At 68.7% G+C, this 24,862-nt stretch carries 25 protein-coding genes and 1 riboswitch; of the genes, 9 read left to right on the top strand and 16 right to left on the bottom strand.

What is annotated here, in order from left to right:
- The first annotated feature begins 92 nt into the window (after nt 1–92).
- Entirely contained in the window at nt 93–1,640 is a 1,548-nt protein-coding gene (locus ACFWUU_RS29095) for a diacylglycerol kinase family protein (protein WP_380179984.1), read from the top strand.
- A gap of 738 nt (nt 1,641–2,378) precedes the next feature.
- On the opposite strand, the gene ACFWUU_RS29090 is transcribed toward ACFWUU_RS29095, so the two are convergent.
- Nucleotides 2,379–2,861: a DUF4446 family protein gene (locus ACFWUU_RS29090; protein ID WP_380179982.1), complete on the bottom strand. Its 483-nt coding sequence runs from the start codon at nt 2,859–2,861 to the stop codon at nt 2,379–2,381.
- A 112-nt stretch (nt 2,862–2,973) separates the two neighbouring features.
- Between ACFWUU_RS29090 and larB the strand changes: the two genes are divergently transcribed.
- The gene (gene larB, locus ACFWUU_RS29085) at nt 2,974–3,690 is read left to right on the top strand and encodes a nickel pincer cofactor biosynthesis protein LarB (protein ID WP_380179980.1); all 717 of its coding nucleotides are present in this window, start codon (nt 2,974–2,976) and stop codon (nt 3,688–3,690) included.
- A complete protein-coding gene (gene larC, locus ACFWUU_RS29080; protein WP_380179978.1) occupies nt 3,690–5,021 on the top strand; it encodes a nickel pincer cofactor biosynthesis protein LarC in 1,332 nt (443 codons plus the stop codon). Before larB ends, larC begins: the two co-directional genes overlap by 1 nt.
- Here the strand turns inward: larC and ACFWUU_RS29075 are convergent.
- Both ACFWUU_RS29075 and ACFWUU_RS29070 read right to left on the bottom strand, forming a co-directional pair.
- Nucleotides 5,018–6,562, bottom strand: coding sequence for a DUF2029 domain-containing protein (locus ACFWUU_RS29075; RefSeq protein ID WP_380179976.1), 1,545 nt, complete (start codon nt 6,560–6,562; stop codon nt 5,018–5,020). The genes larC and ACFWUU_RS29075 overlap by 4 nt on opposite strands.
- On the bottom strand, nt 6,559–7,350 hold the full coding sequence (locus ACFWUU_RS29070; protein WP_202877772.1) for a glycosyltransferase: 792 nt from the start codon (nt 7,348–7,350) through the stop codon (nt 6,559–6,561). The genes ACFWUU_RS29075 and ACFWUU_RS29070 overlap by 4 nt, the downstream gene beginning before the upstream one ends.
- Before the next feature lie 209 nt (nt 7,351–7,559).
- Here ACFWUU_RS29070 and ACFWUU_RS29065 point away from each other — a divergent pair, with 209 nt between their 5' ends.
- Nucleotides 7,560–8,150, top strand: coding sequence for a dihydrofolate reductase family protein (locus ACFWUU_RS29065; protein ID WP_380179974.1), 591 nt, complete (start codon nt 7,560–7,562; stop codon nt 8,148–8,150).
- A gap of 87 nt (nt 8,151–8,237) precedes the next feature.
- Nucleotides 8,238–9,455 (top strand): arginine deiminase, encoded by a 1,218-nt coding sequence (locus ACFWUU_RS29060; protein WP_380179972.1) that lies wholly within the window; start codon nt 8,238–8,240, stop codon nt 9,453–9,455.
- Nucleotides 9,456–9,698: 243 nt separating this feature from the next.
- Here ACFWUU_RS29060 and ACFWUU_RS29055 read toward each other — a convergent pair whose 3' ends face one another.
- The 3 genes from ACFWUU_RS29055 to ACFWUU_RS29045 all read right to left on the bottom strand — a co-directional run bounded on the left by ACFWUU_RS29055 (nt 9,699) and on the right by ACFWUU_RS29045 (nt 12,187).
- Nucleotides 9,699–10,667 (bottom strand): DUF5926 family protein, encoded by a 969-nt coding sequence (locus tag ACFWUU_RS29055; RefSeq protein ID WP_380179970.1) that lies wholly within the window; start codon nt 10,665–10,667, stop codon nt 9,699–9,701.
- Nucleotides 10,668–10,706: 39 nt separating this feature from the next.
- Nucleotides 10,707–11,123 (bottom strand): ATP-binding protein, encoded by a 417-nt coding sequence (locus tag ACFWUU_RS29050; RefSeq protein ID WP_137255729.1) that lies wholly within the window; start codon nt 11,121–11,123, stop codon nt 10,707–10,709.
- Nucleotides 11,124–11,362: 239 nt separating this feature from the next.
- Nucleotides 11,363–12,187 carry a glycerophosphodiester phosphodiesterase family protein gene (locus ACFWUU_RS29045; protein ID WP_137255730.1) on the bottom strand — a complete coding sequence of 275 codons (825 nt, stop codon included), beginning with the start codon at nt 12,185–12,187 and terminating at the stop codon, nt 11,363–11,365.
- Between the two features lie 38 nt (nt 12,188–12,225).
- On the opposite strand from ACFWUU_RS29045, the gene ACFWUU_RS29040 reads away from it, so the two are divergent.
- Nucleotides 12,226–13,200, top strand: coding sequence for a zinc-binding alcohol dehydrogenase family protein (locus ACFWUU_RS29040; protein ID WP_380179968.1), 975 nt, complete (start codon nt 12,226–12,228; stop codon nt 13,198–13,200).
- A 71-nt stretch (nt 13,201–13,271) separates the two neighbouring features.
- On the opposite strand, the gene ACFWUU_RS29035 is transcribed toward ACFWUU_RS29040, so the two are convergent.
- Genes ACFWUU_RS29035 through ACFWUU_RS29015 form a run of 5 tightly spaced genes read right to left on the bottom strand, consistent with a single transcriptional unit; the run spans nt 13,272 to nt 17,748 of the window.
- The gene (locus tag ACFWUU_RS29035; protein WP_380179966.1) at nt 13,272–14,609 is read right to left on the bottom strand and encodes an LLM class flavin-dependent oxidoreductase; all 1,338 of its coding nucleotides are present in this window, start codon (nt 14,607–14,609) and stop codon (nt 13,272–13,274) included.
- Nucleotides 14,606–15,322 (bottom strand): ABC transporter ATP-binding protein, encoded by a 717-nt coding sequence (locus ACFWUU_RS29030; protein WP_380179964.1) that lies wholly within the window; start codon nt 15,320–15,322, stop codon nt 14,606–14,608. The genes ACFWUU_RS29035 and ACFWUU_RS29030 overlap by 4 nt, the downstream gene beginning before the upstream one ends.
- Nucleotides 15,298–16,137, bottom strand: a complete 840-nt coding sequence (locus ACFWUU_RS29025) for an ABC transporter permease (RefSeq protein WP_380179959.1) — start codon at nt 16,135–16,137, stop codon at nt 15,298–15,300. The genes ACFWUU_RS29030 and ACFWUU_RS29025 overlap by 25 nt, the downstream gene beginning before the upstream one ends.
- Nucleotides 16,134–17,201, bottom strand: coding sequence for an ABC transporter substrate-binding protein (locus tag ACFWUU_RS29020; protein WP_380179957.1), 1,068 nt, complete (start codon nt 17,199–17,201; stop codon nt 16,134–16,136). Before ACFWUU_RS29020 ends, ACFWUU_RS29025 begins: the two co-directional genes overlap by 4 nt.
- Nucleotides 17,194–17,748: a flavin reductase family protein gene (locus ACFWUU_RS29015; protein ID WP_380179955.1), complete on the bottom strand. Its 555-nt coding sequence runs from the start codon at nt 17,746–17,748 to the stop codon at nt 17,194–17,196. Before ACFWUU_RS29015 ends, ACFWUU_RS29020 begins: the two co-directional genes overlap by 8 nt.
- A gap of 239 nt (nt 17,749–17,987) precedes the next feature.
- Here ACFWUU_RS29015 and ACFWUU_RS29010 point away from each other — a divergent pair, with 239 nt between their 5' ends.
- Both ACFWUU_RS29010 and ACFWUU_RS29005 read left to right on the top strand, forming a co-directional pair.
- Nucleotides 17,988–18,482 carry an RNA polymerase sigma factor gene (locus tag ACFWUU_RS29010; RefSeq protein ID WP_137255736.1) on the top strand — a complete coding sequence of 165 codons (495 nt, stop codon included), beginning with the start codon at nt 17,988–17,990 and terminating at the stop codon, nt 18,480–18,482.
- Entirely contained in the window at nt 18,475–19,041 is a 567-nt protein-coding gene (locus tag ACFWUU_RS29005; protein ID WP_137255737.1) for a methylated-DNA--[protein]-cysteine S-methyltransferase, read from the top strand. Before ACFWUU_RS29010 ends, ACFWUU_RS29005 begins: the two co-directional genes overlap by 8 nt.
- A gap of 90 nt (nt 19,042–19,131) precedes the next feature.
- On the opposite strand, the gene ACFWUU_RS29000 is transcribed toward ACFWUU_RS29005, so the two are convergent.
- From ACFWUU_RS29000 to ACFWUU_RS28980, 5 genes are all read right to left on the bottom strand, one after another.
- Nucleotides 19,132–19,815 carry a class I SAM-dependent methyltransferase gene (locus ACFWUU_RS29000; protein WP_380179953.1) on the bottom strand — a complete coding sequence of 228 codons (684 nt, stop codon included), beginning with the start codon at nt 19,813–19,815 and terminating at the stop codon, nt 19,132–19,134.
- A 26-nt stretch (nt 19,816–19,841) separates the two neighbouring features.
- Complete coding sequence (locus tag ACFWUU_RS28995) at nt 19,842–21,170, bottom strand: purine-cytosine permease family protein (protein ID WP_380179951.1); 1,329 nt, start codon at nt 21,168–21,170, stop codon at nt 19,842–19,844.
- Nucleotides 21,166–21,284, bottom strand: a riboswitch (TPP riboswitch). Its footprint overlaps the gene before it by 5 nt.
- An 18-nt stretch (nt 21,285–21,302) precedes the next feature.
- Nucleotides 21,303–21,965, bottom strand: coding sequence for an alpha/beta fold hydrolase (locus tag ACFWUU_RS28990; RefSeq protein WP_380179949.1), 663 nt, complete (start codon nt 21,963–21,965; stop codon nt 21,303–21,305).
- The gene (locus ACFWUU_RS28985) at nt 21,962–22,804 is read right to left on the bottom strand and encodes a hypothetical protein (RefSeq protein WP_380179947.1); all 843 of its coding nucleotides are present in this window, start codon (nt 22,802–22,804) and stop codon (nt 21,962–21,964) included. Before ACFWUU_RS28985 ends, ACFWUU_RS28990 begins: the two co-directional genes overlap by 4 nt.
- Nucleotides 22,805–22,836: 32 nt before the next feature.
- On the bottom strand, nt 22,837–23,685 hold the full coding sequence (locus ACFWUU_RS28980; protein WP_137255742.1) for a DUF3152 domain-containing protein: 849 nt from the start codon (nt 23,683–23,685) through the stop codon (nt 22,837–22,839).
- A gap of 149 nt (nt 23,686–23,834) precedes the next feature.
- Between ACFWUU_RS28980 and ACFWUU_RS28975 the strand changes: the two genes are divergently transcribed.
- Nucleotides 23,835–24,785, top strand: coding sequence for a hypothetical protein (locus ACFWUU_RS28975; protein WP_380179945.1), 951 nt, complete (start codon nt 23,835–23,837; stop codon nt 24,783–24,785).
- Nucleotides 24,786–24,862 lie beyond the last annotated feature (77 nt).

Below are 24,862 nucleotides of genomic sequence, written 5' to 3'. Positions count from 1 at the left end.
ATGATGGGGTGGCGTCAGGTGACCACAGAGGGGGATCTGAGCGGGCGATGAACCACCACCCACCCAGTCAAGTAGGCCGTGCGCTCACGGTCGTGCTGGGTGCGGTCCCGTTCGCGGTGATTACGCTGCTGGTCTTCGAGCACTGGTCGCCGCTGGCGCGCTGGGACCAGTCGGTCGCCGACCGAGCCGCGTCGTACGGCGTCGGGCACGAGGGCGTCGTCGACTTCTGGCAGGTCGTCGGTGCGGTCGTGCTGCCGTGGACGTCCCGGGCGGTGATCGTGATCGTCGCGGCGTACCTCTGGCACCGCCGCGCCCGGCTGCTGACGTTCTGGCTGCTCACGTCGGCGGTGGCCGAGCTCGTGCTGGTCCAGGTGGTCGAGCAGATCTTCGAGCGGGAGCGGCCGGCCCAGATGCTGGTCGAGACCGATGGCTTCTCGTACGTATCCGGTCACGCGACGGCCGCGTTCGTGATGGCCGGCGCGCTCGGCGTCGTCCTGCCGTCGGTGCGGGGCTGGCGGCGGCGGTTCCGGCTGCTGGTGCTGCTGCCGGTGGTCGGTGTGGTGTGGATCGCGTCCGGCGACCGGATCGCGCTGAACGTCAACTACGTGTCGGACGTGCTCGGCGGCTGGGCACTCGGGCTGGGCATCCTGACCGCGACCTCGATCGGGTTCGGTCTCCGGCCAGGGCTGCGGCGCCGACGCCGTCGTACGCCGTCCGATGGTGACGGTACGGCGGCCCCGCCGCGGGCGGCCGTGATCGTGAACCCGATCAAGGTCGGCGACGGGGTGGCGTTCCGCCGGAAGGTCACGCGAGCGCTCGAGATCCGCGGGTACGACGAGCCGCTGTGGCTGGAGACCCGCGAGGACGACGCCGGCAACGCGATGGCCAAGCAGGCGATCGAGAACGAGTCCGATCTCGTGCTGGTGGCGGGCGGCGACGGCACGGTCCGGGTGGTCTGCTCGGCGCTGGCGCACACCGGAATCCCGGTCGGGGTGATCCCGGCCGGCACTGGAAATCTGCTGGCCCGCAACCTGCACATCCCGCTCGACCTGGACGATGCGCTGGAGCGGACGCTGGAAGGCCGCGACCGGCGGATCGATCTCGTCCGGGTGCACGGCGATGGCCTGGACACGGACCACTTCGCGGTCATGGCCGGGCTCGGGTTGGACGCCGCGATCATCTCGGACGCACCACCGCATTTGAAGAAGCAGATCGGGTGGACGGCGTATCTGGTGTCGGCAGCCAAGAACATCAACCACCCCTCCGTGCGGGTGTCGCTCGCGTTGGACGATGCGGAGCCGATCGAACGACGGGTGCGGACGGTGGTGGTGGGGAATGTGGGGATGCTGCAGGCAAACATCCCGCTGCTGCCTGACGCGCGGCCGGACGATGGGTTGCTGGATGTGGTCGTGATCGCACCGCGCCGGGTGACCCAGTGGCCGATCGTACTGTGGCGCCTGATGACTCGGACGAACCGGACGGATATGTATCTCGAACGGTTCACGGGTCGAAAGGTCGAGATCCACGCGGCCGTGGACGTGCAGCGCCAGCTGGACGGCGACCCGATCGGCCCGGGTCAGTTCCTCTCGTGCGAGATCGAACCTGGGGCACTGACAGCAAGGGTGCCTAAGCGACGGTAGGCGAGCCTGCGCGAGGATGTGTGTGGGGTCAGCCCATCGCGGGACGTCGCCGTCCCCCGCGTGCTACGCAACCGCCTCTCGTCGCTCCGCTCCTCGGCGCGGCCACTCCGCCCGCACCCCACCCACCCCGGGGCTTATCGCCCGGCGCATCCCTTCCGGCTGTCGCCGGGTTCTTCCGGCTGTCGCCGGGACCTGCGGGCTACCGCCCGGACCCGTGCGCGCTGCCGCGCGAGCGACCACCCCCGTGGCCGGGCGGGCTGCGGATGATGAGCCGGAAGCCCGGCGGCCGAGCGGGCAGCACGCGAAGCAGCCACCGAGGAGCGCAGCGACGAGAGGCGGCTGCTTCGCACGCGGGCTGACCGCAGCGCCCATCACTACCGTCCGGCGAGGCAGACGGCCAGCCAAGCAGTCACAGGCAGCGCAGCCGCGGGCGACGGACCAGCTCCCCCGCGTGACAGTCGCACGGCGAGCAGACGCCGGCCAAGCGCAGTCACCTGCGAGCGGCAGCGAGCAAACCGCGGCGGCAGCCGCAAACACCGGCGATAGCCGGCACACCCTGGCGATGGCCGGCACACCCCGGCGATAGCCGGAAAGGATGCTCCGGGCGATAAGCCCGGGGGTGGGTGGGCAGCGCGCGAAGCAGTCGCGCCGAGGAGCGCAGCGACGAGAGGCGGCTGCGGAGCACGCGGGGGCTGACCGCAGTACGTCGAGGGCTGACCGCAGTACGCCGGGCGGAGCTCAGTCGACCGTGGGGCCGGCTTCCTTGCGGAGGGTGTCGATGGCTTCTTCCTCTTCCGGCGAGAGTTTGGATTCGCTGGCGAAGGCCTTGACTTCCTTCGCGTACGTGCGCGCATCCGCCCGGCTGTTGATCGAGGTCAGCACGACCCCATCGCCGTTGTTGTCCAGGATCGCCATCGACCACGACAGCTTCCCGCCCGTCTCGCCGAAGGCGTCGTACCGGACGACCGCGAGATGCTGCAGCGTCTCCTTCAGTTCGCCGCGGGTGACGGCCAGCTCCTTGCCGAGTTTGCGCAGTTCGGACTTCACCGTGCCGGGTTTCGGCTCGGGTTCGGACTGCGGTTCCGGTTCCGGGAGGGCTGTGGGTGTGGACTTGTCTGACGTGACGGTCCGGGCCCGGAGGGCCTGGATGGCGAAGACCAGGGCAAGCACCGCCACGAACAGGGCGGCGACCCCGAAGGCACCGGCTAACGTCGAAGACACGCACGAGAGCCTAAGGCATCCGGTGTTATGCCTGAGTATTCAGGCGATCGCACAGTGTGTGCGACCCGGGACGGATGCGGTACCTCGGGCCGTGGCAACGTAGATTCGCGGCGTGACACATTTGCCTGATCAGGGCCCACAACCGGGCGTCCACGACCTCGGATATGCCCGCCTCGACACCGACCGGTTGGAGCGTACCGGCGACGCCGAAGTCGTTTACGGAGCCGGTAAGACGCCGTCTCAGGTGGTGGAACTGCTGCGCACACTGCACGCCACGCACCCCGGACACGCCGTCCTCGCGACCCGGCTGACCGAAGAGGCGCAGGAGGCGGTGATCGCCGCGCTGCCGGATGCAGTTGTAGATCCGGTCGGGCGTACGGCGGTGCTCGGCGAGCCCGGCGTACTGCGTGGAACGGTCGCGGTGGTTGCTGCTGGTACGTCGGATGCGCCCGTGGCGGCGGAGGCGGCGACGACGGCTCGCGTGTTCGGGGCCAACGTGGACGTGATCACGGACGTCGGCGTGGCGGGGCTGCACCGGGTGCTCGGCGTACGGGAGCGGCTCGATGCTGCGGACTGCTTGATCGTCGTGGCGGGGATGGAGGGTGCGCTGCCGAGCGTCGTCGGCGGGCTGGTCGGCGTACCGCTGGTGGCCGTGCCGACATCGGTCGGGTACGGCGCTTCCTTCGGCGGACTGGCTGCGCTGCTCGGGATGCTGAACTCGTGTGCGCCCGGGGTCTCGGTTGTGAACATCGACAACGGGTTCGGGGCCGGCGTCTTCGCCGCTCGCGTCGCCCGGCAGTCCATACCGCGCGAAACGAAGGAAGCCTGATGCGCATCGCTTGGCTCGACTGCTCCGCCGGTGCGTCCGGTGACATGCTCCTGGGTGCGTTCATCGCGGCCGGGGCCGACGTCACAGCCATCAACGCCGCGGTGGCTGCCGTAGACCCGTCCCTTTCGGTCACGGTCTCCCAAACCGCCCGCCACCAGATCGCCGCGACCAAGGCCACCGTGGAAGTCAACGGCGAACCCCACCCGGAGAACACCCCCGATGCCGGCCACGGCCACGCAGCAGGCCACGGCCACACCCACGCCGCTGACGAAGCGGCCGAGCACGCCGACGTGGCGGGTCATGGCCACGGGCATGGGCACGACGACGCCGGGCATGGGGCGGACCATGAGCACTCCGGGCCCACGCGCGCGTGGGCCGACGTTCGGCGGCTGCTCGAGGAGGCGGCGCTGAACGATGCCGTACGGCGGCGCGCCCTCGACACCTTCGCGCGGCTCGCGAGGGCTGAGGCTGCAGCTCACGGCGTTGAGCCGGACACCGTGCACTTCCACGAGGTCGGCGCGCTGGATGCGATCGCGGACATCGTCGGCGTGGCCGCGGCATCGGTCTCGCTGGATATCGACCGGATTGTGGTGTCGACCGTCGTGCTGGGCGGCGGCGGACAGGTTCGTGGGCAGCATGGCGGAATCCCGATCCCCGGGCCGGCGGTCCTGGCGATCCTGTCCGAGGCCCAAGCACCGGTCACCGGCGGCGCAGCGCCGTACGAGATGACGACGCCGACCGGCGCGGCTCTGCTGGCCAGCCTGGCGGACGAGTACGGAACGCTCCCGCCGATGCGGATCCAGCAGACCGGCGTCGGCGCCGGCGGCCGCGATCCGGTCGAGGTGCCGAACATTCTGCGGGTCGTGCTCGGCGAATCGACCGAGAGTTCGGCGACCGAGCTCGTCTACGAGACCAACGTCGACGACCTCGACCCGCGGATCTGGCCCCAGGTCCTCGCGCGGCTGATGGAGGCCGGTGCCGCCGACGCGTGGCTGACGCCGATCCTGATGAAGAAGGGTCGCCCGGCGCACACCCTGTCGGTCCTCGTCGGCAGTGCGAACGCCGAGATGGTCCGGGCGGTGATCCTGTCCGAGACGTCCGCGATCGGCCTGCGCGAGTTCGGCATCCGTAAGCACGCCGCGGACCGCGAGTTCGCCACGGTCGACGTCGAAGGTCAGCGGATCCACGTCAAGATCGCGCGGTACGGCGGTCAGGTGGTCAACGTCCAGCCGGAGTACGACGACGTGGCCGCCGCGGCGTCCGCCCTGAAGAAGCCGGTGAAGTCCATCCTGGCCAAGGCGGTCGCGGCCGGCCACGACCTCTGGGGCTAGTGCGCTTCGGCCTTCTGCGGGACGGCCTTCTGTTTGCGGCGCGGCCAGTCGTACGGCCACCACTGCGCACCACTGCGTCGCGCCCAGACGATCAACCCGATCAGGACGGCCAGCTCGACTGCGGGGCAGAGCGTGTCCCGCAGTCGTGCGCTGAAGAACTCCAACGAGTCGGACAGGCTCGCCGCGACCTGCCGCGCGTTCGGGTCGCGGCCCGGTACGTAGGCGATCGCGAGCATCGTCGTACGAACGACCATCAGCCCGTCCACCTTCGACGCGGCGACCGCTGCCAGGGCGACCCAGGCGATGACGTCGTACCAGGGCAGTGAGTACATCGCGGTCAGGACCCAGGCGATCGCGTAGATCGCCGTGTACCGGATCGCGGCCGGCGTCGGGTCGTCCGGATGTGTCTGCGGGACCAGCGACTTCGGGAACACCTGCGTGAGCAGGATCGCGACCACGATCAGGCCGACCCACGCGAGGATCGCCAGGAACGTCCGGACCAGCCCGTTCGGCAGGAACAGCGTGAAGAAGCTCAGCAGCACCTTGTGCGGCGTCCCGGTCGAGATGAACGACGTCTGCGACCGCGCCTGCTGGAACGCCTGCAGTCCGACGATCGCGTACAGACCGCCCATCGCGATCGCACCGCCGCCGCAGAAGAACGCGGCCTTCCGTCGATCGGCGCGCAGCGCCCAGAGCATGGCGATGCCGACCAGGCCGATCGACAGCTTGGTGCACCCCGCGACGCCGATCAGGAGGCCGGCCAGGAACACGTGCCGCCGGAACGCCACCAGCGCGATCACCGCGAACATCACCGCGATCGCGTCGTTGTGAGCGCCCGCCAGCACCGACCACAGGATCAGCGGATTCGCGAGGCCGAGCATGATCACCCGCCGCCGGGCCGGCAGGTCCTTGCCGACCAGCTTCACCAGTAACAGACCGGTGACCACCAGGCTGATCGCGATCGACAACTGCAGCATCCACACGGTGAGCTGCGCGGAGTCCCCGCCGATCAGCGACGAGAGCCACTGGATCCAGGTCGCGATCGGACCGTACACACTGCGCGCGCCCTGCCACGGCCGCTCGGTCGCGGCGATCACCGGGTCGTACCCGAGCCGGATCGTGTCCGCCGGCGAGGCCGTGTACGGGTCGCCGCCGAGCGCCATGATCCGCCCGTACGCCGCGTAGATAAGCACGTCGCCAGAAGCCATGGGTGGCACCAACGTGATGGCCGCCGTCGTACCGATGCCTAAGGCAATCAACCGGTCGACGCGCGGCGCCCAGCCGTGCCGAAGCGCCTTGGTGGCAAGGAAAACGCCGTACCCGCCGAGCGCGATCGCGACGTAGATCGTCACCGACACGAGCCAGTCGTTGGCATGCGCGTCGAACCAGTACGACGGGAGCCACGGGTGCCGGCCGGTCAACGTCAGCACGACCACGGACGGTCCGAGCAGGCCGACCGCGACGATCAGCACCGTACTCACCAGGTAGAGGGCGACGGCCCGGCGACCGTACTTCCGTCCGAGCTCGAGATCAGCGCTCATTGCGCGGACTTCCGCGGGAAGAGACTGCGGAGCGACGGGCCACCACCGTCCGCGGGGAGCGCACTGCGTGCGGCGAGTGCGCGCCGGACGTGCAGGTACTGCTTCGCGCGGTGCAGCTGACCGCGCAGATCAGTCCCGGTCGCCCGGTGCCGGACGTCGATCGGCACCTCGAGGATGCGGAAACCCTTCCGGCCGAGATCGATCGTCAGCGCGGTCTCGACCCCGAACCCGGCAGCCAGTGGTACGGCGGAGTCGAACGCGGCGCGGGTCAGGCAGCGCTGCCCGGACAACGGCTGCTCCGGCGCCCAGCCGATCGCCTCCTCGATCCCGGCCCGCGAGAGCCGTACGACGAAGCCGTGGCCGCCGGCCTTGGACCCGTCGGCACGCACCTGCGCGGGCAGGGTGCCGATGGTCATGTCCGCGCGGCCGGTCTGCACCGGCTCGATCAGCGGGCCGGCGCCGGACGCGGTGTCGGTCAGGTCGGCGTCGAGGAACAGCAGGTGCCGCGCGCGGGCTCCGTCGCGCTCAGCGACCGCGGCCGCGCCGGTCTCCATCGCGGCGGCCTTGCCCCGGTTGCGCTCGTGCCGGACCACGACGGCACCGGCGCGCTCGGCGGCTTCCGCCGTACCGTCCGTGGAGCCGTCGTCGACGACCACGACCAGGTCCACTCCGATGATCTTGTGCACAGCATCGACGGTCGCCGCGATCCGATCGGCCTCGTCCTTCGCCGGGATCACACAGGCGACGGCGCGCTCGAACGGCTCGGGGGACACATCGTTGGTGGGCACAGCATGACCGGACACAGCACCGCAGCCTAGTTCCTCTCCAGCCGATCGACCTCGTCAGCGCCGGTCGGCTGTGGATATTCGTCCTTTCGTACGACATGCCGGTCAGCCGGGCGGCTACGGATATCAGCCAGGTGGCAGATGTTCCGGGGCGCCGCCGGCAGCAGGATTTGAGGTGTCAGAACGAACACCAACCGGAAGAGGTACGCGAAATGACCCGCACAGTGACCGCCAACATCTCGCTCTCGCTCGACGGACGGGTGAACGGCACAGGTGGCGATTACGACATGAGCTGGATCGTCCCGCACGCGATCACCGAGGGCGCGCGGGACCACATGATCCGGGTGACCGAGCCCGCCACCACGGCACTGCTCGGCCGCAAGAACTACCAGGGCTTCGGCGGCTTCTGGCCGGCGGTGGCCGACGACGAGAACGCGGCGCCGCAGGACCGGGCCTTCTCCCGCTGGCTGAACGAGACCGACAAGGTGGTCTTCTCCGCGACGATGACCGAGACGCCATGGCAGAACTCCCGGATCGCCGACGGCGAGCCCGCGGATGTGGTCAAGGAACTGCGCGACCAGGAGGGCGGCGACATCATCGTGCTGGCCAGCACGAGCGTGATCCAGGCGCTGCTGGCCGCCGACGAGGTGGACCGGCTGAGCATCACCCTCGACCCCGAGCTGGTCGGTGGCGGGGCGCGACTGTTCGAGGACGGTCTGCCGGCCACGTCCTGGAAGCTGACCGACTCCACCCAGACCGAGTCCGGCGCCCTCTGCCTGCTCTACGACCGGGTTCGCTCCTGAGCAACTTCTGGGATATTGTCGGACAATCAGACAGATTGACCGGGCTGCCGTAGCGTGGTGGGCACAAACAGAGCGAAGGGGCGGGCTATGACCGAGGCGCAGCAGCACAGCGGCAAGGCATACGGCGTCGACAGTGAGGTCGGTCCGCTCCGGACCGTGATGCTGCACCGCCCCGGGAATGAGCTCCGCCGGCTCACCCCGCGCAACAACGACAAGCTGCTGTTCGACGGCATCCCGTGGGTCGGCCGCGCCCAGGACGAGCACGACGCGTTCGCCCAGGCGCTCCGGGACCGCGATGTCGAGGTGCTGTACCTCGGCGAGCTGCTGACCGAGTCGCTCGCGGATCCGGCGGCCCGGGCGCAGGCGGTCGCCGGTGCGACCGAGGACCTGCGGCTCGGCGACACCTTGCGCGAGTACCTGCAGGCGTCCCTCGGCGAGCTGGATCCGGCCGGGCTGGCCGAGGCGCTGATGGCCGGCGTACGCAACGACGAGGTCCGGGCGGGTGGGCTCGTGACGTCGCTGCTCGCCCACGAGGACTTCCTGATCGACCCCCTGCCGAACCTGCTCTTCACCCGCGACTCGAGCGTCTGGATCCGGGACACGGTGGCGGTCACGTCGCTGGCGATGCCGGCCCGGATGCGCGAGACGCAGCTGACCGAGCTGATCTACACGTTCCACCCACGGTTCGCCGGCGCGGACAAGGTGTACGACCACCAGCTGGAGCATGTCGAAGGCGGCGACGTGCTCGCGCTCGGTCCCGGCGTACTCGCTGTCGGGGTCGGCGAGCGGACCACGCCGGCCGGGGTGGAGCGGCTCGCGCGGCGGGTGTTCTCGAAGGGGCTCGCGCATACGGTTCTCGCCGTACCGATCGCTCAGCAGCGAGCCACGATGCATCTGGACACCGTGTGCACGATGGTCGACACCGACGCGGTGCTGATGTATCCGAACATGGCGGAGGAGATGCGGGCGCTGGCGGTCACCACCGACGGCGACCAGCTGCACATCGAGGAGCCCGAGCCGTTCCTGGTCGCGGCCGCGAAGGCGCTGGGCATCGACACGCTCCGGCGGATCGACACCGGCCTGGACCCGGTGACGGCCGAGCGGGAGCAGTGGGACGACGGGAACAACACCCTCGCTCTCGCGCCGCGGGTGTGCATCGCGTACGAGCGGACCGTCGAGACCAACGCGCGGCTGGAGGAGTCCGGCATCGAGGTCATCCGGATCTCCGGCTCCGAACTCGGCTCCGGCCGCGGCGGGCCGCGGTGCATGTCCTGCCCGGTACTGCGCGCTCCTGCGAGCAGCTGAGGGGCCAGCTGAGCGCTTGCTCCGGCCGTCATGTGAGCCCGACGACACGCGGAGTGAGAACGGGGCTTGTGGCGGACGACCTTCGTGAGTACTCTTCCTGTCTAGGCCCAGGCCCTGTTGCTCCCCCGTCAGCAGGACTTGGGCCGTCCACGTTTCTGGGCAGATTTATCGATCATGCCTAGACCACATTGAGTCAACGAAACGCCCGGCTGGAGTTCCAGCCGGGCGTTCGTCGTACCGGAGTCAGCGGATGGTGAGCTGACGGCTGGCGAGGCCGGCTCGCGCGGCTCGCTCCTCGGTGGTGAGCGGCGCCTCGGTGGCCAGCGCCTTCTCGAGGGCGGTGGCGAAGTCGGCGGCGGGCTTCTCGACGTCGGCGGCGTCGGTGCCGGCCGGGAGCTCCCAGACCGGTGCGAGTACGCCGAGGGCGCGGAAGGAGCCGATCAACCGGCTGCCGTCGATCAGCGCGGACGAACCGGCCGCGTGCAGGCGGGCGAGCGCGTCGAGCAGGGTGTCCTCGGTGTGCGGCATCACCCAGCGCAGGTAGATGCGGTCGCCGATCTGCGTCCAGTACGCCGCGTCGACCGACTCCAGCCGTACCGTCGGAGCCGCTGCGGCGTTCGCGCGCTCCAGGCCGGCCGCGACCTCGCCGGTCGGGTCCTCGACGTTCTCGCCGACCCAGTAGTCGAAGCCCTCGTGCACCTTGACCTCGAGCGGCTTCGACGTGTCGATCAGGTCCTGCAGCCGCGGACCGTCCTTCATCAGGTCGCCGAGCTGGATCGGGTTGCCCGGCTCGGTGTGCAGCGCGGCGGTGATCGCGTGCCCGAGGTCGCGGCTCGGGTCGCCCGAGGACGCGTGCGTCTGCAGGCCGATCCAGATCGTCTCGTCGTCGCGCACCAGGCCCGGCATCGCCATCGGGAGCAGCGTGACGAGGTTGATCTTCGTGCCCGCGTTGTCACCCGTCAGCTCGACCTCGACCGTGCCGGACGGGACGATCTCGCGGAACGCGATCAGGTCACACTCGGCCGGCAGGCCCTCGAACGGCCGCATCACGAACGCGTCGGCGGCCTGCGCCCGGTCCTTGCCGTGGCACTGCTTGAACCGCTTGCCCGAACCGCACGGGCAAGGCTCGCGCGGACCGACGTCCACCAGGTCGGCCGGATCGAGGGTGACGGTCGTCGTGTTCTTAGCGCGCTGCCGCGACTTCTTTCCCATAACAGCGCAGTCTTGCAGGGGGAAGCACCGGAGTGCGAACTAGCTCGGAACGATTGCGTGCACCGTGCGGTGGTGGGCGGCGGTACGGACGTCCCAGCCGGACGTCAGCATGTCGACGATCGCCAGCCCGCGGCCACCGACCGACTCCGGATGGGTGTCGTTGATCCGCTGCGGCTCGGTGTCCCCGCGACCGTCGGTGACCTCGACATGAATCCCTGCCCGGTCGATCCACCAGGCCGCGCGGACCTCACCGGCCGGCAACGGCGGTGCGTACCGGATTGCGTTCGACAGCAGCTCGGAGAGCACCAACTGCGCATCGTCACACGCCGAAGCGGTGACCCGATAGCGCTTCAGGTAGGCGGCCAGACGGCGGCGGGCATCCGCTACCGCGGACACTTCGTGCGGCAGGACGACGTCCACAACGCTTACGTCGGCGGGCAGGGTAGCTGAGGACAAGCAGGGTCTCCTCAATAGGTGTACAGCCACAGGAACATCTGCCCACGATCCGGGTCCGGAAAACACCCGCGGGTATTCCGTTACAAAGCGCGCCGGAGAACCCGCCCGAAAGCCGGGAAACCGTAACGAAATCGACGGAATTGAACGTTGCAATAACCGCCCGCATTCGCCCCACTACGTATCCAGACCACGTGACACATGCCACACAAAATCGTTCCCAAGTGTCACAAACCAAGAGCCTAGGTACGACGTCCTACCTCTTCCGGCGGTTCCGCCAGAACCCGCAGCGCGACGTCCGGGCGGTCGCTGATCACCACGTCGACGCCGAGCTCGCGGCAGCGCCGGAGGTCTTCCTCGGCGTTCACCGTCCAGACGTGGACCTGGTGGCCGTGCTTCTGCGCGCGGTCGACGTACTCCGGGTGGGCGGTGACGATCTCCAGGCTCGGGCCGGCGTACGAGACGCCGGTCGGGAGCGAGCCGTCGCGGAAACGGAGCGGGATGCGGTCCATCAGCAGGACGGTGCGGAGGGCGGGCGCCGCCGTACGCATCCGGCGCAGGGAGAGCCAGGAGAAGCTCATCACCCGGACCGGTGACTCCGAACCGAGTTTCGGACGTGCCCAGCCGTAGCGGTCCAGGGCCTCGATCAGGCGGCGTTCGACGAGTCCGGCGTACCGGGTCGGGTGTTTGGTCTCGATGGCCAGCTCGACCGGGCGGCCGGCGTCCCGGACGGTCGCGAGCAGGGTGTCGAGCGTGAGCACCTTCAGCTCGTCGAGATCGGGCAGGTCGGCCTCGTCGTCGAGATCGGCCCACGGGCGCTTCCACGAGCCCCAGTCGTAGGCCTCGAGCTCCGCGAGGCTCATCGTCGAGAGCACGCCGCGGCCGTTCGAGGTGCGATCGATCCGGCGGTCGTGCACGCAGACGAGATGACCGTCCGCGGTGAGCCGGACGTCGCACTCGAGTCCGTCCGCGCCGACTTCGATGGCCCGGCGGTACGCCGCGAGAGTGTGTTCCGGATTGACTTCACTGGCGCCGCGGTGGGCTACGACGCGCGGGACCTTCCGCATGAAGAAACTCTTTCACACGGTGAGTCAGGATTGTCGACATGGACATGCGGGCGATCGTGCTGGACGGTCCGGTGGCGCCGGAGGAGCTGCGGGTACGGCGGGTCGCCGTGCCGGAGCCGCGGCCGGGGTGGGTGCGGATCAAGGTGGAGGCGTTCGGGCTGAACCGGTCGGAGTACCACCTCCGCGCCGGTCTCGCGACCAACGCGCGGTTCCCGGTCATCCCGGGGATCGAGGCGGCCGGGACGGTCGACGCAGCGCCGGGTGGGGAGTTCGTGGCGGGGCAGCAGGCGGTGGCGATGATGGGTGGGATGGGGCGCGAGTACGACGGCGGGTACGCCGAGTACACCGTCGTACCGGCGTCCTCGGTCATCCCGGTGACGACCGACCTCGACTGGGCGACGCTCGGGGCGCTGCCGGAGATGCTGCAGACGGCGTACGGCTCGCTCTACACGGGGCTGGCGATCGAGCCGGGGCAGTCGCTGCTGGTGCGTGGCGGTACGTCGTCGGTGGGCGTCGCGGCTGCTGTGCTGGCGAAGGAGCACGGGCTGACAGTGTTGTCGACGACGCGGAATCCGGAGCGGCTGGACGTTCTTCGCGAGTTGGGTGTCGACCATCCGATCGTTGACGACGGCAACGTTGCGGAAAAGGTGCGGGAGATTGTTCCGGGCGGCGTTGATGCGGCGCTCGAACTCGTCGTCACGAATGTCCTGCCGGACACCCTGAAAGCCGTCGCGGTCCATGGCACCGTGTGCTTTACCGGAATGCTCAGCGACAACTGGACGATCCCGGACTTCTACCCGATGGACTACATCCCGAACGGCGTCCGCCTCACGGCATACGGCGGCGAGAGCTCAGACCTACCAGCCGAAGCCTTCCAGCACTACGTCGACCTGGTCGCCGCCGGCCAACTCCCGATCCGCATCGACCAAGTCTTCACCATGAACGAAATCGGCCAAGCCCACCGCATCATGCAAGACGGCCAAGCCGTCGGAAAGCTCGTCGTACGAGTCTGACGCAGCCCCCGGGTGCGTGGGACTGCTGGGTGCTGGGTCGGCCACCTGAGCTGGCCCAGCACCCAGCTGGTTCAGGCGGTTGCCTCCGCCAAGGTCGCCGAACGACCGGCGGGGCGAGGGAGGCCGTAGTGGTCTCGCAGGGTCGTGCCGGTGTACTCCGTGCGGAACAGGCCACGTGCTTGGAGGATGGGGATTACCTCGTCGACGAACACCTTGAGGCCGGAGGGCAGGACGGGAGGCATGATGTTGAAGCCGTCTGCTGCGCCTGCTTCGAACCAGTGTTGGATTGCGTCTGCGACCTGTTCGGGGGTGCCGGTGAACGTGCGGTGGCCGCGGCCGCCGCCTAGGCGGCCGATCAGTTCGCGGACGGTTAGCTTCTCGCGGCGGGCCAGCGTCACGATCAGCGTGTAGCGGCTCTTGGCGCCCTCGATCTCGTCCTCGTCGGGCAGGTCCGCGGGCAACTGCTGGTCGAACGGCAGGTCCTCGGGCGCCACCTTCAGCGTCTTCGCCAGCTGCAGCCGCGCGTACTCGGGCCGGATCAACGAATCCAGCTGATGCTCCAGCCGCTCGGCCTCAGCGACAGTCGACCCGATCACCGGCACGATCCCCGGCAGGATCTTCACCGACGACGGATCCCGCCCAAGCGCCACCGTGCGCGCCTTCAGGTCCCGGTAGAACTCCTGCGCATCCTCTAGCGTCTGCTGCGCGGTGAACACCGCCTCGGCGTACCGCGCCGCCAGCCCTTTCCCGTCCTCCGACGACCCAGCCTGCACGATCAACGGATGCCCTTGCGGCGACCGGGGCAGGTTCAGCGGCCCGCGCACCTGGAAGTGCCGCCCCACATGGTCGATCGGCTGGACGCGATCCTGCACCGCCCACACGCCCTCGGCCTTGTCGGCGATGGCCGCGTCGTCCTGCCACGAGTCCCACAGCTTGTACGCGACCTCGAGGAACTCCGCCGCCCGCTCGTACCGCTCCGCGTGCGCCGGCTGATCCGCGAGGTTGAAGTTGAGCGCCGCATCCGGCCCGGCCGTCGTCACCACGTTCCAGCCCGCGCGCCCACCACTCACGTGATCCACACTCGCGAACCGCCGCGCCAGGTTGTACGGCTCGTTGTACGTCGTCGACGCCGTAGCGATCAGCCCGATCCGCGAGGTCACCGCCGCAATCGCAGTCAGCAACACCGTCGGCTCGAGCGAACCAGCCGGCCGCCGCCCCACCGTCCCGATCAGCACCGGCGAATCCGCGAAGAAGATCGAGTCGAACTTCCCGCGCTCCGCCAACTGCGCCAAGGCCTGGTAATGCGCTACCGACGTATTCGCGAACGGATCGCTCTCCGGCAGCCGCCACGACGCCTCGTGGTGCCCGGTGCTCATCAGGAACGCGTTCAAATGCAGCTGTCTGGTCACAGCGAAACTCCCAAAGCATCGAGAAGCCGCGACCGGATCGCGGCGAATCCTGGATCGGCCGAACTCCGCGGAGCGGCCAGCTCGACCACTTCCTCCGCGACGATCCGGCCCTGGTCGAGCACGATCACCCGATCGGCCAGCACGATCGCCTCGTCAACGTCGTGCGTGACGAGCAGTACGGCGGGCTGATGCGCCGCGCACAACTTCCGCAGCAGCACGTGCATCTTCAACCGGGTCAGCGCATCCAGCGCCCCGAACGGCTCGTCCGCGAGCAGCAGCTCCGGCTCCCGGACGAGCGACCTGGCCAGCGCGACCCGCTGCTGCTCACCGCCGGACAGCTCGTTCGGCCAGGCCTTTTCACGACCCGCGAGCCCGACCTCCTCCAAACTGCGACGCCCACGATCGAACGCACCGCTCAGGCCGAGTACGACATTGTCGAGCACCCTTGCCCACGGCAACAACCGCGAGTCCTGGAAGACGACCGACACGTTCTCCGGTACGGCGAGCTCACCCGACCCGTCGACGTCGTAGTCCAGCCCGGCCAGTGCCCGCAACAACGTGCTCTTCCCGGACCCGCTCTTCCCCAGCAGGGCAACGAATTCGCCCGGCTCGATATCCAGATCCAACCCGTCGAGTACGGCGCGATCGTCGTACCGCCGGATCAGGTTGCGGACCTGGACCGTCGTGCTTACGAGGCCAGCGTTCGGCGCCATGACAGGGCCCTCCTCTGGATCAGGCGGACGACGGCGTCGGAGATCAGGCCGAGGGCGCCGTACACGACCAGGCCGACGATGATGATGTCGGTCTGTCCGTACGTGCGGGCCAGTTCCATCATGTAGCCGATACCGCTGGTGGAGTTGATCTGCTCGACGACGACCAGCGACAGCCACGCGCCGGTGACCGCGAACCGCAGTCCGAGCAGGAACCCGGGCAGCGCGCCCGGCAGGACCACGCGCCGGATGAACTCCCATTGGGACAGCCCGACGGTCTGCGCGAGTTCGACGTACCGGCTGTCGATCGTGCGCAGGCCATTGTGGGTGTGGATGTAGATCGGGATGAACACCCCGAGCAGGATCGTGACGACCTTCATCGACTCGCCGATACCCAGCCAGAGGATCAGCAGCGGCAGCAGGGCCAGCGACGGGATCGCGCGCTTGATCTGGATCGGTCCGTCGAGGACGGCCTCGCCGAGGCGGGACAGGCCGGAGATCAACGCCAGTACGACGCCCAGCACGATGCCGAGAGCCAGTCCGATCAGTGCCCGTTGGGCCGACGTCCACAGGTTCGACTGCAGCCGGCCGTCCGCGATCAGCTCACCCGCCGTGGACACCACGGTCCACGGCGCAGACAGGATTCGTTGGTCGATCCAACCAGCGGCCGATCCGATACTCCAGATCGCCAGCAGCAGCATCGGTCCGATCGCGGCCCCGAACCGGATCCGCTTGCCCGGACCGAGCCGCCGCCGTCGTACGACGGGACGCGCGGCCCCCGCACGGGAACGTAGTCCGGGCAGTGTTGTCGCGCTCATTTCGCCGCTCCGTCCGCCGCCTTGATCGCGTCCGACGCGACCGTCTGGAAGCGCAGGTCATAGAGATCCTTCGCCTGGATCACCGGATTGCCGGTCTCCTTGGCGAGCAGCTCGATGGTCTCCTGCTGCCGCTTGATCGCGTCGCTCCAGTCCGCCGGGATGTCCGGGTGGCCGGCGTTGTCGACCAACCACTGCCCGTCGGCCTCGTTGAGCCCCTGGTCCTTCACGTAGTACCCCGCGATCCATTCCTTGGGGTGCTTGTCGATCCACTCCTGCGCGACAGCCCAGGCTGCGACGTACGCGTGGATGGCCGCGGCCTTCGCCGGATCCTCGAGCGACTCGACCGGCCCGTAGAGGTGGCCGGCGTCGTCACGCAGTCCGTGGTCGATCACACTGGCGCCGTCCTTGCCGTACTTGGCCAGGTACCGCTTGATCTGGACACCACCGATCGGCGCGACGTCGACCTGCTTCGACGAGAGCGCGTTCGAGTAGACGTCACCGGTCGAAGGCAGCTCGACCAGCTTCACGTCCTCCTTGGTCAGCCCCGCCTTCTTCAGCGCCTTCAGGATCAGCGCGCCCTGCGCCTGTCCCGGGCTGTACGCGATCTTCTTGCCGCGCAGGTCGCCGAGGGTCTTCACCGACACTCCGGGGGCGATGCCGAGCTTGTAGATCGGGTGACCGATCGGGTCCTGGCGGAACTTGGAGGCGACGATCTTCACGTGCAGACCGGTCCAGGTCGCGTTGATCGACGGGATCTCGGCGACCGAGCCGAGGTCGAGCGCGTGCGCCCGGAACGCCTCGGTGGTCTGCGGCCCACCGCTCAGGTTCGCGAACTTCACGTACTTCGAGACCTTGTCGTACTGGCCCGAGAGCTTCAGTGCGACCTCGGTGGCCGGGTCACCGACGACGATCTTGGCGCCGTCCGGGACGGTGGTCGGCAGCGGCGCGTCGAGCGAGAGCTTCCCGGCGGCATCACCGCCGGCCTTGTCGGCGCCGCAACCGGCCGCGAGGGCGACGGTGGCGAGCGCGGCGGACAGTACGGCGTACAGGCGGGTTCTAGGCATGATGTGCTTTCGGGGTGGCGGTGGCGTAGCGGCCGTCGTGGTACAGCAACGGCTCGTGCTCACGTCGTTCGGTGTGGGTGGCAAGGCGGGCGACGACCAGGTAGTGGTCGCCGACCGCGAATCGGTGCTCGACCTGCGCGCGCAGGTAGCTCGGGGCCTCGTCGAGTACGGGCTCGCCGGAGGCCAGCCGGGACCAACGGGTCGGCTCGGCGAACCGGTCGATCCCGCTGGTCGCGAACCGGCCCGCGATCGCGTGCTGGTCGGCGGACAGGAAGTTGATCACCAGGCTGTTCGCCGTACTGACGGTCGGCCAACTGGATGCGCTGGTGGCGATCGCGAACGAGACGAGCGGTGGCAGCAGGCTGACGGAGACCAGCGAGGTTGCGGTGAAGCCGGCCGGCCCGTGACCGGCGTCAGCGGTGATCACCACGACACCGGCGGCGTGGCGACGGAAGACGGAGCGGTAGACGTCGGCGTCCACCACCCGCTCTTCAGAACAGTCGGGTACGACGGAGAGGGCAGGACGATGCAAGGCGGGAACAGACATGTCTCTCCCTTGGGAAGGAAGGTGAGCGGCGAGAGTTCGCCAGAGATGAGACAGGGGAAGCGCGGTCACCGACAGGTGGCGCTCGCCGTCCGCAGCAGATCGATGACGCGACGGCGGGTGAGGAGTGTCGTCGTCATGTCAGCTATCTTCGCATCATTGTCTATCGGCTAACTAGACAATCTCGTGATCTGGACCGGCCACCCTCACATCGGGCGAGCGCCGTGCGTTCTACTGTCGTGATGACTCGGGAGAAGGTCGAGCTGCCGCCGTTCCAGGCGCTGATCGACGCGCACTGGCGGGACGTGGCCAGGCTGGCGCGGGCGATGGCCGGGCCGGTGGACGGCGACGACGCGGCACAACGCGCCTGGGAGAAGGCGTACGCCGCGTACCCGGCACTGACGTCGGCGAAGAACCTGCGCAGCTGGCTCCTCACCATCACGGCCCGGTGCGCGACCGACGTACACCGGGCGCGGAAACCGCAGCGCCCGCTGGACGAGGCGCCACCGGTGGCAGTCGAGGGCCCGGACGCCGCCGCCTGGCCGGACCCCGACCTCTGGCGGGCGGTCAACGAGCTCCCGGAGCGGCAACGCTTCGCGATCACGCTCAAGTACGTCGGCGACCTGGACCACCACGGCGTGGCCGCCGCTCTGGACACCACGCCCGCCGCATCGCGCCGGCTCGTCAGCGACGCGCTCGCGACCCTGCGCAGCAAACTCGGAGTAGACAATGACTGATCTCGAGAGCCGGCTGACCCGGCTCGCCATGCCCGACCTGAAACCACCTGTCCTTCCCGACGCCGACGTGGCCTACACGCTGCACGACACCCCGATCGGGACGATGCTGCTCGCGATCGCGCACGGCCGCGTTGTCGCCAGCTCGTTCGGCGACGAGGAGACCATGACCACCCGCCTCGCCCGGGCCGTGTCCCCGCGCGTACTCCGGCAGGCCCGCCCGCTGGACGACGTACGGCGACAGCTCGACGAGTACCTCGCCGGCACTCGTCATACCTTCGACCTCGAGGTGGACCTCGCGCTGGCAACGCCGTTCCAGCGGCTCGTCCTCACGGACCTGCCGACGCACACGTCGTACGGCGCGACGACGACGTACGGAACTGTTGCCGCCGACATCGACAAGCCCAAGGCGGCGCGTGCGGTCGGTACGGCGCTGGGCGCGAACCCGGTCTGCGTCGTGCTGCCGTGCCACCGGGTCGTCGGCGCGAACGGAGCCCTCACCGGATACGCCGGCGGGCTCGACGCAAAACGATTCTTGCTGAATCTCGAAGCAAAAAGCTGAGTTTTCCGGAATTCCCCGGAATGGTTTTAGACTCGGCAAAACAAGGAGCAGATCCCCAATGTGGAGTGGGGATCTGCTCCTCCTGACGTGTCAGGAAGTTGTCGGCTGGTGGATCTCGAGGATCAGTCGGCGACGGCCGCCCCAGTCGCGTTTGTAGACCTTGTAGTCGTCGATTCCGGCGGCCGCGCAGAGACGCCCGTAGCTGATCTCGTCGTGGATGAAGTGCACGCCGCTGCGGTTGTCGCTGAACTCGGTCGTGACGATCCGGTGCTCAGGGCCTTGCCGCATCCCGTTCGCGATCTCGGCCGCGGTCGCCGGTCCCCAAGCGGGGCCCTCGATGATCGCGATCCCGCCCGGCTTCAGCACCCGGGAGATCTCGCAGATCGTCGAGATCTGCTCGTCCTCGGCGAAGAGTTCGTGGAACGCCGTCCACAGGCAGATCACCGCGTCGAACGAGTCCCACTTGTAGGGCAGGTCGGTCATCGAGCCGATCGCCCAGTCGATCGCGAGCTCCTCCTCGGCCGCCTTCGCCTTTCCGGCCTCGATCAGGTTCGGCGAGATGTCCAGCCCGCGGACGACCTTCCCGGCCTTGCGCAGCGGCAGCGCGACCCGCCCGTACCCGCAGCACAGGTCGAGCACCGACTCCTTGCCGTCCAGCAGCTCCTCGACGGCCTTGACGATCAGCGCGTCCCGCTCAGGCGTCGTACGAGCGGCCAACCCGTCGGCCCCGAGCTCCGCGTACTCGGCCCGGCTGCGCAGTGCGGAATTCAGCATGCCGCAAGTATTCCGGTTACTCCGGGTCAGTTGTCCAGCGCCCGGGGCTTGAGACTACCTAGCGCTACCGCTGCAACCATGGAGACGACGATCGACGTGTACGTCGCACCGAGCCACGTCGGGACCGGGTGGTTGTTGAAGAGCGCCTGCTGTACGTCGGTCCAGAACGGCGACCAGCCGGCCACAGTGCCCGGGTTCACCAACTGGTACGCGACGAATCCGATCAGCCACGCGAGCGTCGGCTGCCAGCGGAACTTCGCCGTACCCGAAACGTCCCACTTCATCTTGCTGACCACGAAGAAGTCGGCGATCGCGACCGCGAACAACGGGATGAAGACCGAGCCGATCAGATACAGGAACTGCGTGTAGTTGCCTAGGTCAACCAATAGCGCGAGCCCGGTGGCGAGCACGCCGATCGCGACCGAGATCCACCGGCGGTCGATGTGGCCGATCAGGTTGTGCGCGGCCATCGTGGTCGAGTAGACGTTCGCGTACGCCTCGTCGACCTCGTCCACCAGCAGTACGAACAGTGCGATCGCGCCGGCCGGCAGTGTGACCAGTGCGGTGATCACGTCGTCGCTGTTGGTCTGCAAGGTTGCCACCGCGACGACGCCGAGGGCGTAGTACCCGATCGCTGCCAGGCCGTAGCCGAGTGCAGAGCCACCGAATGCAGCCTTGTTCGTGCGCGAGTGCCGCGTGTAATCGGCGGCGAGCGGCGCGAACGACACGACACCCGCGGCGGCGAGGTCGACGGCCGGCCAGAAGCCGAACACGCTGTCCTGCGGCAACGCGTGCACCGGCTTGCTGAGCACCTGCACGAACAGGTAGACCGACGCGATCAGCACCAGCCACACCATGAACTTCCGCAGGATCCGCACACTGCCCAGCGGCCGGACCGCCATCGTCGTCGCGATGATCCCGGCCAGTACGACGAACAGCCAGCGCCAGCGTTCACTCGTCACCGCGACCGCGGCCTGTGAGATCACGATGATCTCCATCGTCGCCCAGCCGACGTTCTGCGCGATGTTCAGCACGGTCGGCGCGATCGAGCCGCGCCGGCCGAACAGCCCACGCAGACTCGCCATCGCCGGCGCACCGGTGTGCGAGCCGAACACAGCCGCGCCGCCCAGCACGAGCGCCCCCATCCCGCAGCCGACGACAACTGCCAGCAAGCCCTGCCACAGCGAACCCGTGTACGCCGCAACGAGCGCACCGGTCACCGGACCGAACAGTGAGATGCCGAAGTTGCCCCACAGCGTGAACTGGTCGAAGAAGCCGAGCGTCCGCGGCGCATCGGTGGTGAGAACGAGCGGCGCCTCGGTGCTGCTGGCAGGACGAACAGCGGTATCGGTCATGAGTGACCCCAATCCCTACGCCGGCATTACCCGGTCAGGTTCAGGCGGTCGGCGACCCAAGCTGTCGCCCTCTCAGCCCGCGCGTGTTCGGTGCGAGCTCCCGCATAGGTTTGTGCTGCTGAGTCTAACTCGTCAGCTAGTTTCGGGGAGGGCGGCCGCTCGTTCTATGAGAGCGGCGAGCTCCGGGCCGTTGGTGACGACCGGCATATGCGCGCCGGTGTCGAAGGTCCGGGCCTCACCGTGGCTGAGCTCGGCGAGGCGCTGGACCCACTCCGCCGTCGAGAGCAGGTCGTGCTTGCCGCGGACGATGAACACCGGCGCCTTGACCTGCGAGATCACCTCGGCCAGGTCGTGGTGCCGGGATGCCTCGACGGCGCGGGCGATCGTCGGCAGCGTGGTCCGCGCGTACTGCGGAGTGACGGTCCGGATCAGCTTGGGCGAATCCGGTACGGCGGATCCGAGCCAGCGCACGGTCCGGTCGACCCAGCTCGTCATACGGCCGTCGCCTGCCGGTGCGACCAGTACGACGGCGTGGGCGAGGTCGGCGAACCGGACTGCTGTTTCGACGACGATCTGGCAACTGGCCGAGTGGCCGACGATGACGGACCGCTCGCGGATCTTCTCGGCGAGGGCGACCGCCAGTGCGCGCGGGTGCAGGTCCTCGCGGGCGCCGGCGGGTTCGCCGTACCCGGGGAGAGTGACCACGTGGTACGGCGTGATGAGGTGTTCCACGGTCTGGGTGTACGACTCGGGGCCGAGGCCCAGGCCGGGCACCAGGACGACAGGTGCGCTCACTCCCAGGGGGCCTTGACCGGTGGACCCTTGACGACCGGGTTCGGTACGTCGGGCTTCAGTTCGCGGTACCCGAGGAACAGGCCGGCCGCGAGGATCAGCAGACCGGCGCCACCCCAGCCGTACGCCGTGGGCAGCCGGTCGACCGAGCCGTCGATGGAGCCGAGGCCGGTGGACAGGACCATGATCAGCCAGACCAGAATCGGTACGGCGGAGATCGCGACCAGGCCGAGCCCGACCAGCTCGGCCGGCTCGGGTTGGCGACCGGCCTTGCGACGCGCGAGCACGTCGCGGATCCACATGAACAGTGCGGCCGCGCCGATGACCACGAGCAGCAGCTGGCCGATCGCGTCGATCACATCGGTGCGGAGCGGATGGTTGAGCGGTGAGCCCGGCGCCTGCGAGATGTCGCGCAGCGAGACGCGCTGGACGGAGATGACGAGCAGGCCGTAGAAGCCGGCGATCACGGTGGCCAGGCCGACGACCCGGGCAGCACGTGGGTCGCGTGGGGCGACCTGTTGGTCTCGGCCGTACGCCGGGAGGTCGTGTGGCTCGGGAGCCGACGGAGCGCCGTACGGCATGCCGGGGCGGTAGCTGGGCGGCTGGGCGTGCTGCGGACCGGGCTGCGGGTGCGGCGGGACGCCGTACTGACCGGGTGGGGTGCCGTAGGGCTGGGGCGGCGCGTACGGGCCTTCGGCCGGCGGGGTGCCGCGGCCGGTGCCGTACGTGCCACCGCCGTACGGCGTGGGCGGGGCGTAGTGGTGGTCCGGTTGCTGTTGCGGCTCCTGCTGCTGCTCGGGCTGCTCGCCCCGGCCGTACGTCGGGAAGTCCTGTGACGACATTCGCTCTGCTCCCTCCCGTCGTACCTAGTTTCTCAGGTTGCCTTGATGGTCGGCCAGGCGTTGGGCAGACAGCCGGCCAGGCCCTTGGTCTGCTGCATCATCACCGGCGCGGGGGTCTTCGGCTTGGTGCAGGTCGAGTGCCCGTGCCCGAGCGCGTGACCGACCTCATGGTTGACCAGATAGCTGCGGTAGAGGTCGACGTTCCCGTTGTACGCCGGGATCCCGTACATCCAGCGCTTCGCGTTCAGTACCACCCGGTCCTCGACCCGGCAGGACACCTCACCACCGGTATCGAGCGGCAGACACAGCTTGTCGGTCAGCGTCGGCGTCGCGAGGATGATCCGGAGGTCGGCGTCCACCTTGTCGGTCCGCTCGAAGCTCACCGGATGCAGCGCCTGCCAGCCGCGCGGATCCGTCAGCGTCTTGTGAATAGCCGCGGCGACCGCGGCTCCGTTGATCGACAGCCCTTGCTCGATCTCCACGCGGTACGTGAGCTTGTCGCGCACCCCACTCGCCTTGTTGAACCCAGGCACGACCGCAAGCTTCCCGGTCGACACCAGCACGTTCGGCTTGGCGTTCTTCGGCTTCCGCGTCAGAGTCGGTGCCGGCCGCAACGGAGTGGTGAACTTCTGCGTCGGCGTAGCCACCGGCTTAGGCGTCACGCTAGGCGTCTCCACCACCGGCGCCACACTCACCGGTTCCTCAGCCCCCGCAACCGCCTCGGCCGCAAGACTGGCCCGATGCGCCACATCCGGATGCGCAACCACCACAGTCCCGAGCACCGCAAGCGCGGTGACAGTCAACCACTGCCCCTTATAAGACTTCCGCCGACTATGCCGCCCACGCGCGCCCGCACGCTGGCCGCTCCGCCGGGTGGTCATGACACTCGACCCTACCGACTCCCCACCACGCCACGAAAGAGCAGTTTCGTTAAGCCCTGGTGAGGTGGGCAGAAAACTTCCGCCGGCCAGCTGGCAACTGCGGCCCACTCGGTGATGACTGGACAGCAGTCCGGTGCTAGAGAGTGCAGATGACGAGCATGGGGACGCTGGTCTTCGGCCGACTGACCGAAGCCTGGCGAGGAGAGGCGACGGACTTCACGCCGCTGCTGGTGGAACGTCTGGACCAACTCGGGAGCGCGATCGGTGTAGACCTGGCAGCCGCAGGGCAATCGGAAGTTAAGACAACGGGCGGACGTCGCATCGACATCGTCGCTCAGGTCGAGGACGGCACAGAGTTCGTGATCGAGAACCAGTACGGCAGAGCGGATCACGATCATCTGACCCGAGGCCTGGCGTACGCCGTCGCGCGGCGAGCACGTGGGCTGGTGGTGATCGCGGAGCAGCACCGCGACGAGTTCCGCGCGCTGGCCGAGTACCTGAACGACCTCGCCGCCAAGGACAGCGAGCGAGGCATCAGCGTTTGGCTGGTCGAGGTCAAGGCGGTGCGGATCGGCGAGAGCCCATGGGCGCCGCTCTTCACCACGGTGGTTGAACCCAACGAATTCGTGATGGCTGTCATCGAGACTGAGACGAAGACCAACCTGACGTCTCTGACCGAGTTCTTGACGGCCTGCGACACACCGGAGATCCGGGAGACCGTCACCGAGGTCGTGAAGGAATGGGATGCCGCCGGCCACAAGCGGCGACTCGGTCCGAACCACTTGGTGCTGGAAGCACGCGGACCGTCGAAGCGCGGTCTTCGCACGGTGGTGACGCTCTACACCGACGGCCGAGTGTTCGTCCCGTTCCTGTCGTACGCGGGATGGAACAGCGGCATCGCCGTCGAGCCTTTGACGACTGTGGAATTCCGCCGACGTGCCGACGCCCTGTTCGGCTTCAACGGTTCGGAGCAACAGGCACGGACCGCGCCCGGATGGCTCGAGCCCGACCGGGTTCCACAGTTGATGACGTTCTGCTTCGAGATCGCCGAGGCGTACTCCGATGCCCCGGCGTCCACCTCCCCGACCATGTCGGATTGAGCTGCGCTGCTCGGGGATGGCCCGTGCTCGAGCCGGTTGCGCGCGATCACCAGCCGCGGACGGGTAGACGCCGGCCT

Source organism: Kribbella sp. NPDC058693 (genome assembly GCF_042715335.1).
Classification (GTDB): Bacteria; Actinomycetota; Actinomycetes; order Propionibacteriales; family Kribbellaceae; genus Kribbella; species Kribbella jiaozuonensis.
The sequence above is the reverse complement of the archived record's forward strand: the minus strand, read 5'-3'. Positions and strand labels throughout refer to the sequence as shown.

What these genes read in the sequence shown, in the direction of transcription:
- ACFWUU_RS29055 (WP_380179970.1), bottom strand. Translation starts at nt 10,667, where the DNA reads ATGGGAAAGAAGTCGCGGCAGCGCGCTAAGAACACGACGACCGTCACC.
- ACFWUU_RS28980 (WP_137255742.1), bottom strand. Translation starts at nt 23,685, where the DNA reads ATGACCACCCGGCGGAGCGGCCAGCGTGCGGGCGCGCGTGGGCGGCAT.
- ACFWUU_RS29030 (WP_380179964.1), bottom strand. Translation starts at nt 15,322, where the DNA reads ATGGCGCCGAACGCTGGCCTCGTAAGCACGACGGTCCAGGTCCGCAAC.
- ACFWUU_RS28975 (WP_380179945.1), top strand. Translation starts at nt 23,835, where the DNA reads ATGACGAGCATGGGGACGCTGGTCTTCGGCCGACTGACCGAAGCCTGG.
- ACFWUU_RS29015 (WP_380179955.1), bottom strand. Translation starts at nt 17,748, where the DNA reads ATGTCTGTTCCCGCCTTGCATCGTCCTGCCCTCTCCGTCGTACCCGAC.
- ACFWUU_RS29010 (WP_137255736.1), top strand. Translation starts at nt 17,988, where the DNA reads ATGACTCGGGAGAAGGTCGAGCTGCCGCCGTTCCAGGCGCTGATCGAC.
- ACFWUU_RS29025 (WP_380179959.1), bottom strand. Translation starts at nt 16,137, where the DNA reads ATGAGCGCGACAACACTGCCCGGACTACGTTCCCGTGCGGGGGCCGCG.
- ACFWUU_RS29005 (WP_137255737.1), top strand. Translation starts at nt 18,475, where the DNA reads ATGACTGATCTCGAGAGCCGGCTGACCCGGCTCGCCATGCCCGACCTG.
- ACFWUU_RS29045 (WP_137255730.1), bottom strand. Translation starts at nt 12,187, where the DNA reads ATGCGGAAGGTCCCGCGCGTCGTAGCCCACCGCGGCGCCAGTGAAGTC.
- ACFWUU_RS29065 (WP_380179974.1), top strand. Translation starts at nt 7,560, where the DNA reads ATGACCCGCACAGTGACCGCCAACATCTCGCTCTCGCTCGACGGACGG.
- ACFWUU_RS29000 (WP_380179953.1), bottom strand. Translation starts at nt 19,815, where the DNA reads ATGCTGAATTCCGCACTGCGCAGCCGGGCCGAGTACGCGGAGCTCGGG.
- ACFWUU_RS28995 (WP_380179951.1), bottom strand. Translation starts at nt 21,170, where the DNA reads ATGACCGATACCGCTGTTCGTCCTGCCAGCAGCACCGAGGCGCCGCTC.
- larC (WP_380179978.1), top strand. Translation starts at nt 3,690, where the DNA reads ATGCGCATCGCTTGGCTCGACTGCTCCGCCGGTGCGTCCGGTGACATG.
- ACFWUU_RS29040 (WP_380179968.1), top strand. Translation starts at nt 12,226, where the DNA reads ATGGACATGCGGGCGATCGTGCTGGACGGTCCGGTGGCGCCGGAGGAG.
- ACFWUU_RS29075 (WP_380179976.1), bottom strand. Translation starts at nt 6,562, where the DNA reads ATGAGCGCTGATCTCGAGCTCGGACGGAAGTACGGTCGCCGGGCCGTC.
- ACFWUU_RS29060 (WP_380179972.1), top strand. Translation starts at nt 8,238, where the DNA reads ATGACCGAGGCGCAGCAGCACAGCGGCAAGGCATACGGCGTCGACAGT.
- ACFWUU_RS28985 (WP_380179947.1), bottom strand. Translation starts at nt 22,804, where the DNA reads ATGTCGTCACAGGACTTCCCGACGTACGGCCGGGGCGAGCAGCCCGAG.
- ACFWUU_RS29020 (WP_380179957.1), bottom strand. Translation starts at nt 17,201, where the DNA reads ATGCCTAGAACCCGCCTGTACGCCGTACTGTCCGCCGCGCTCGCCACC.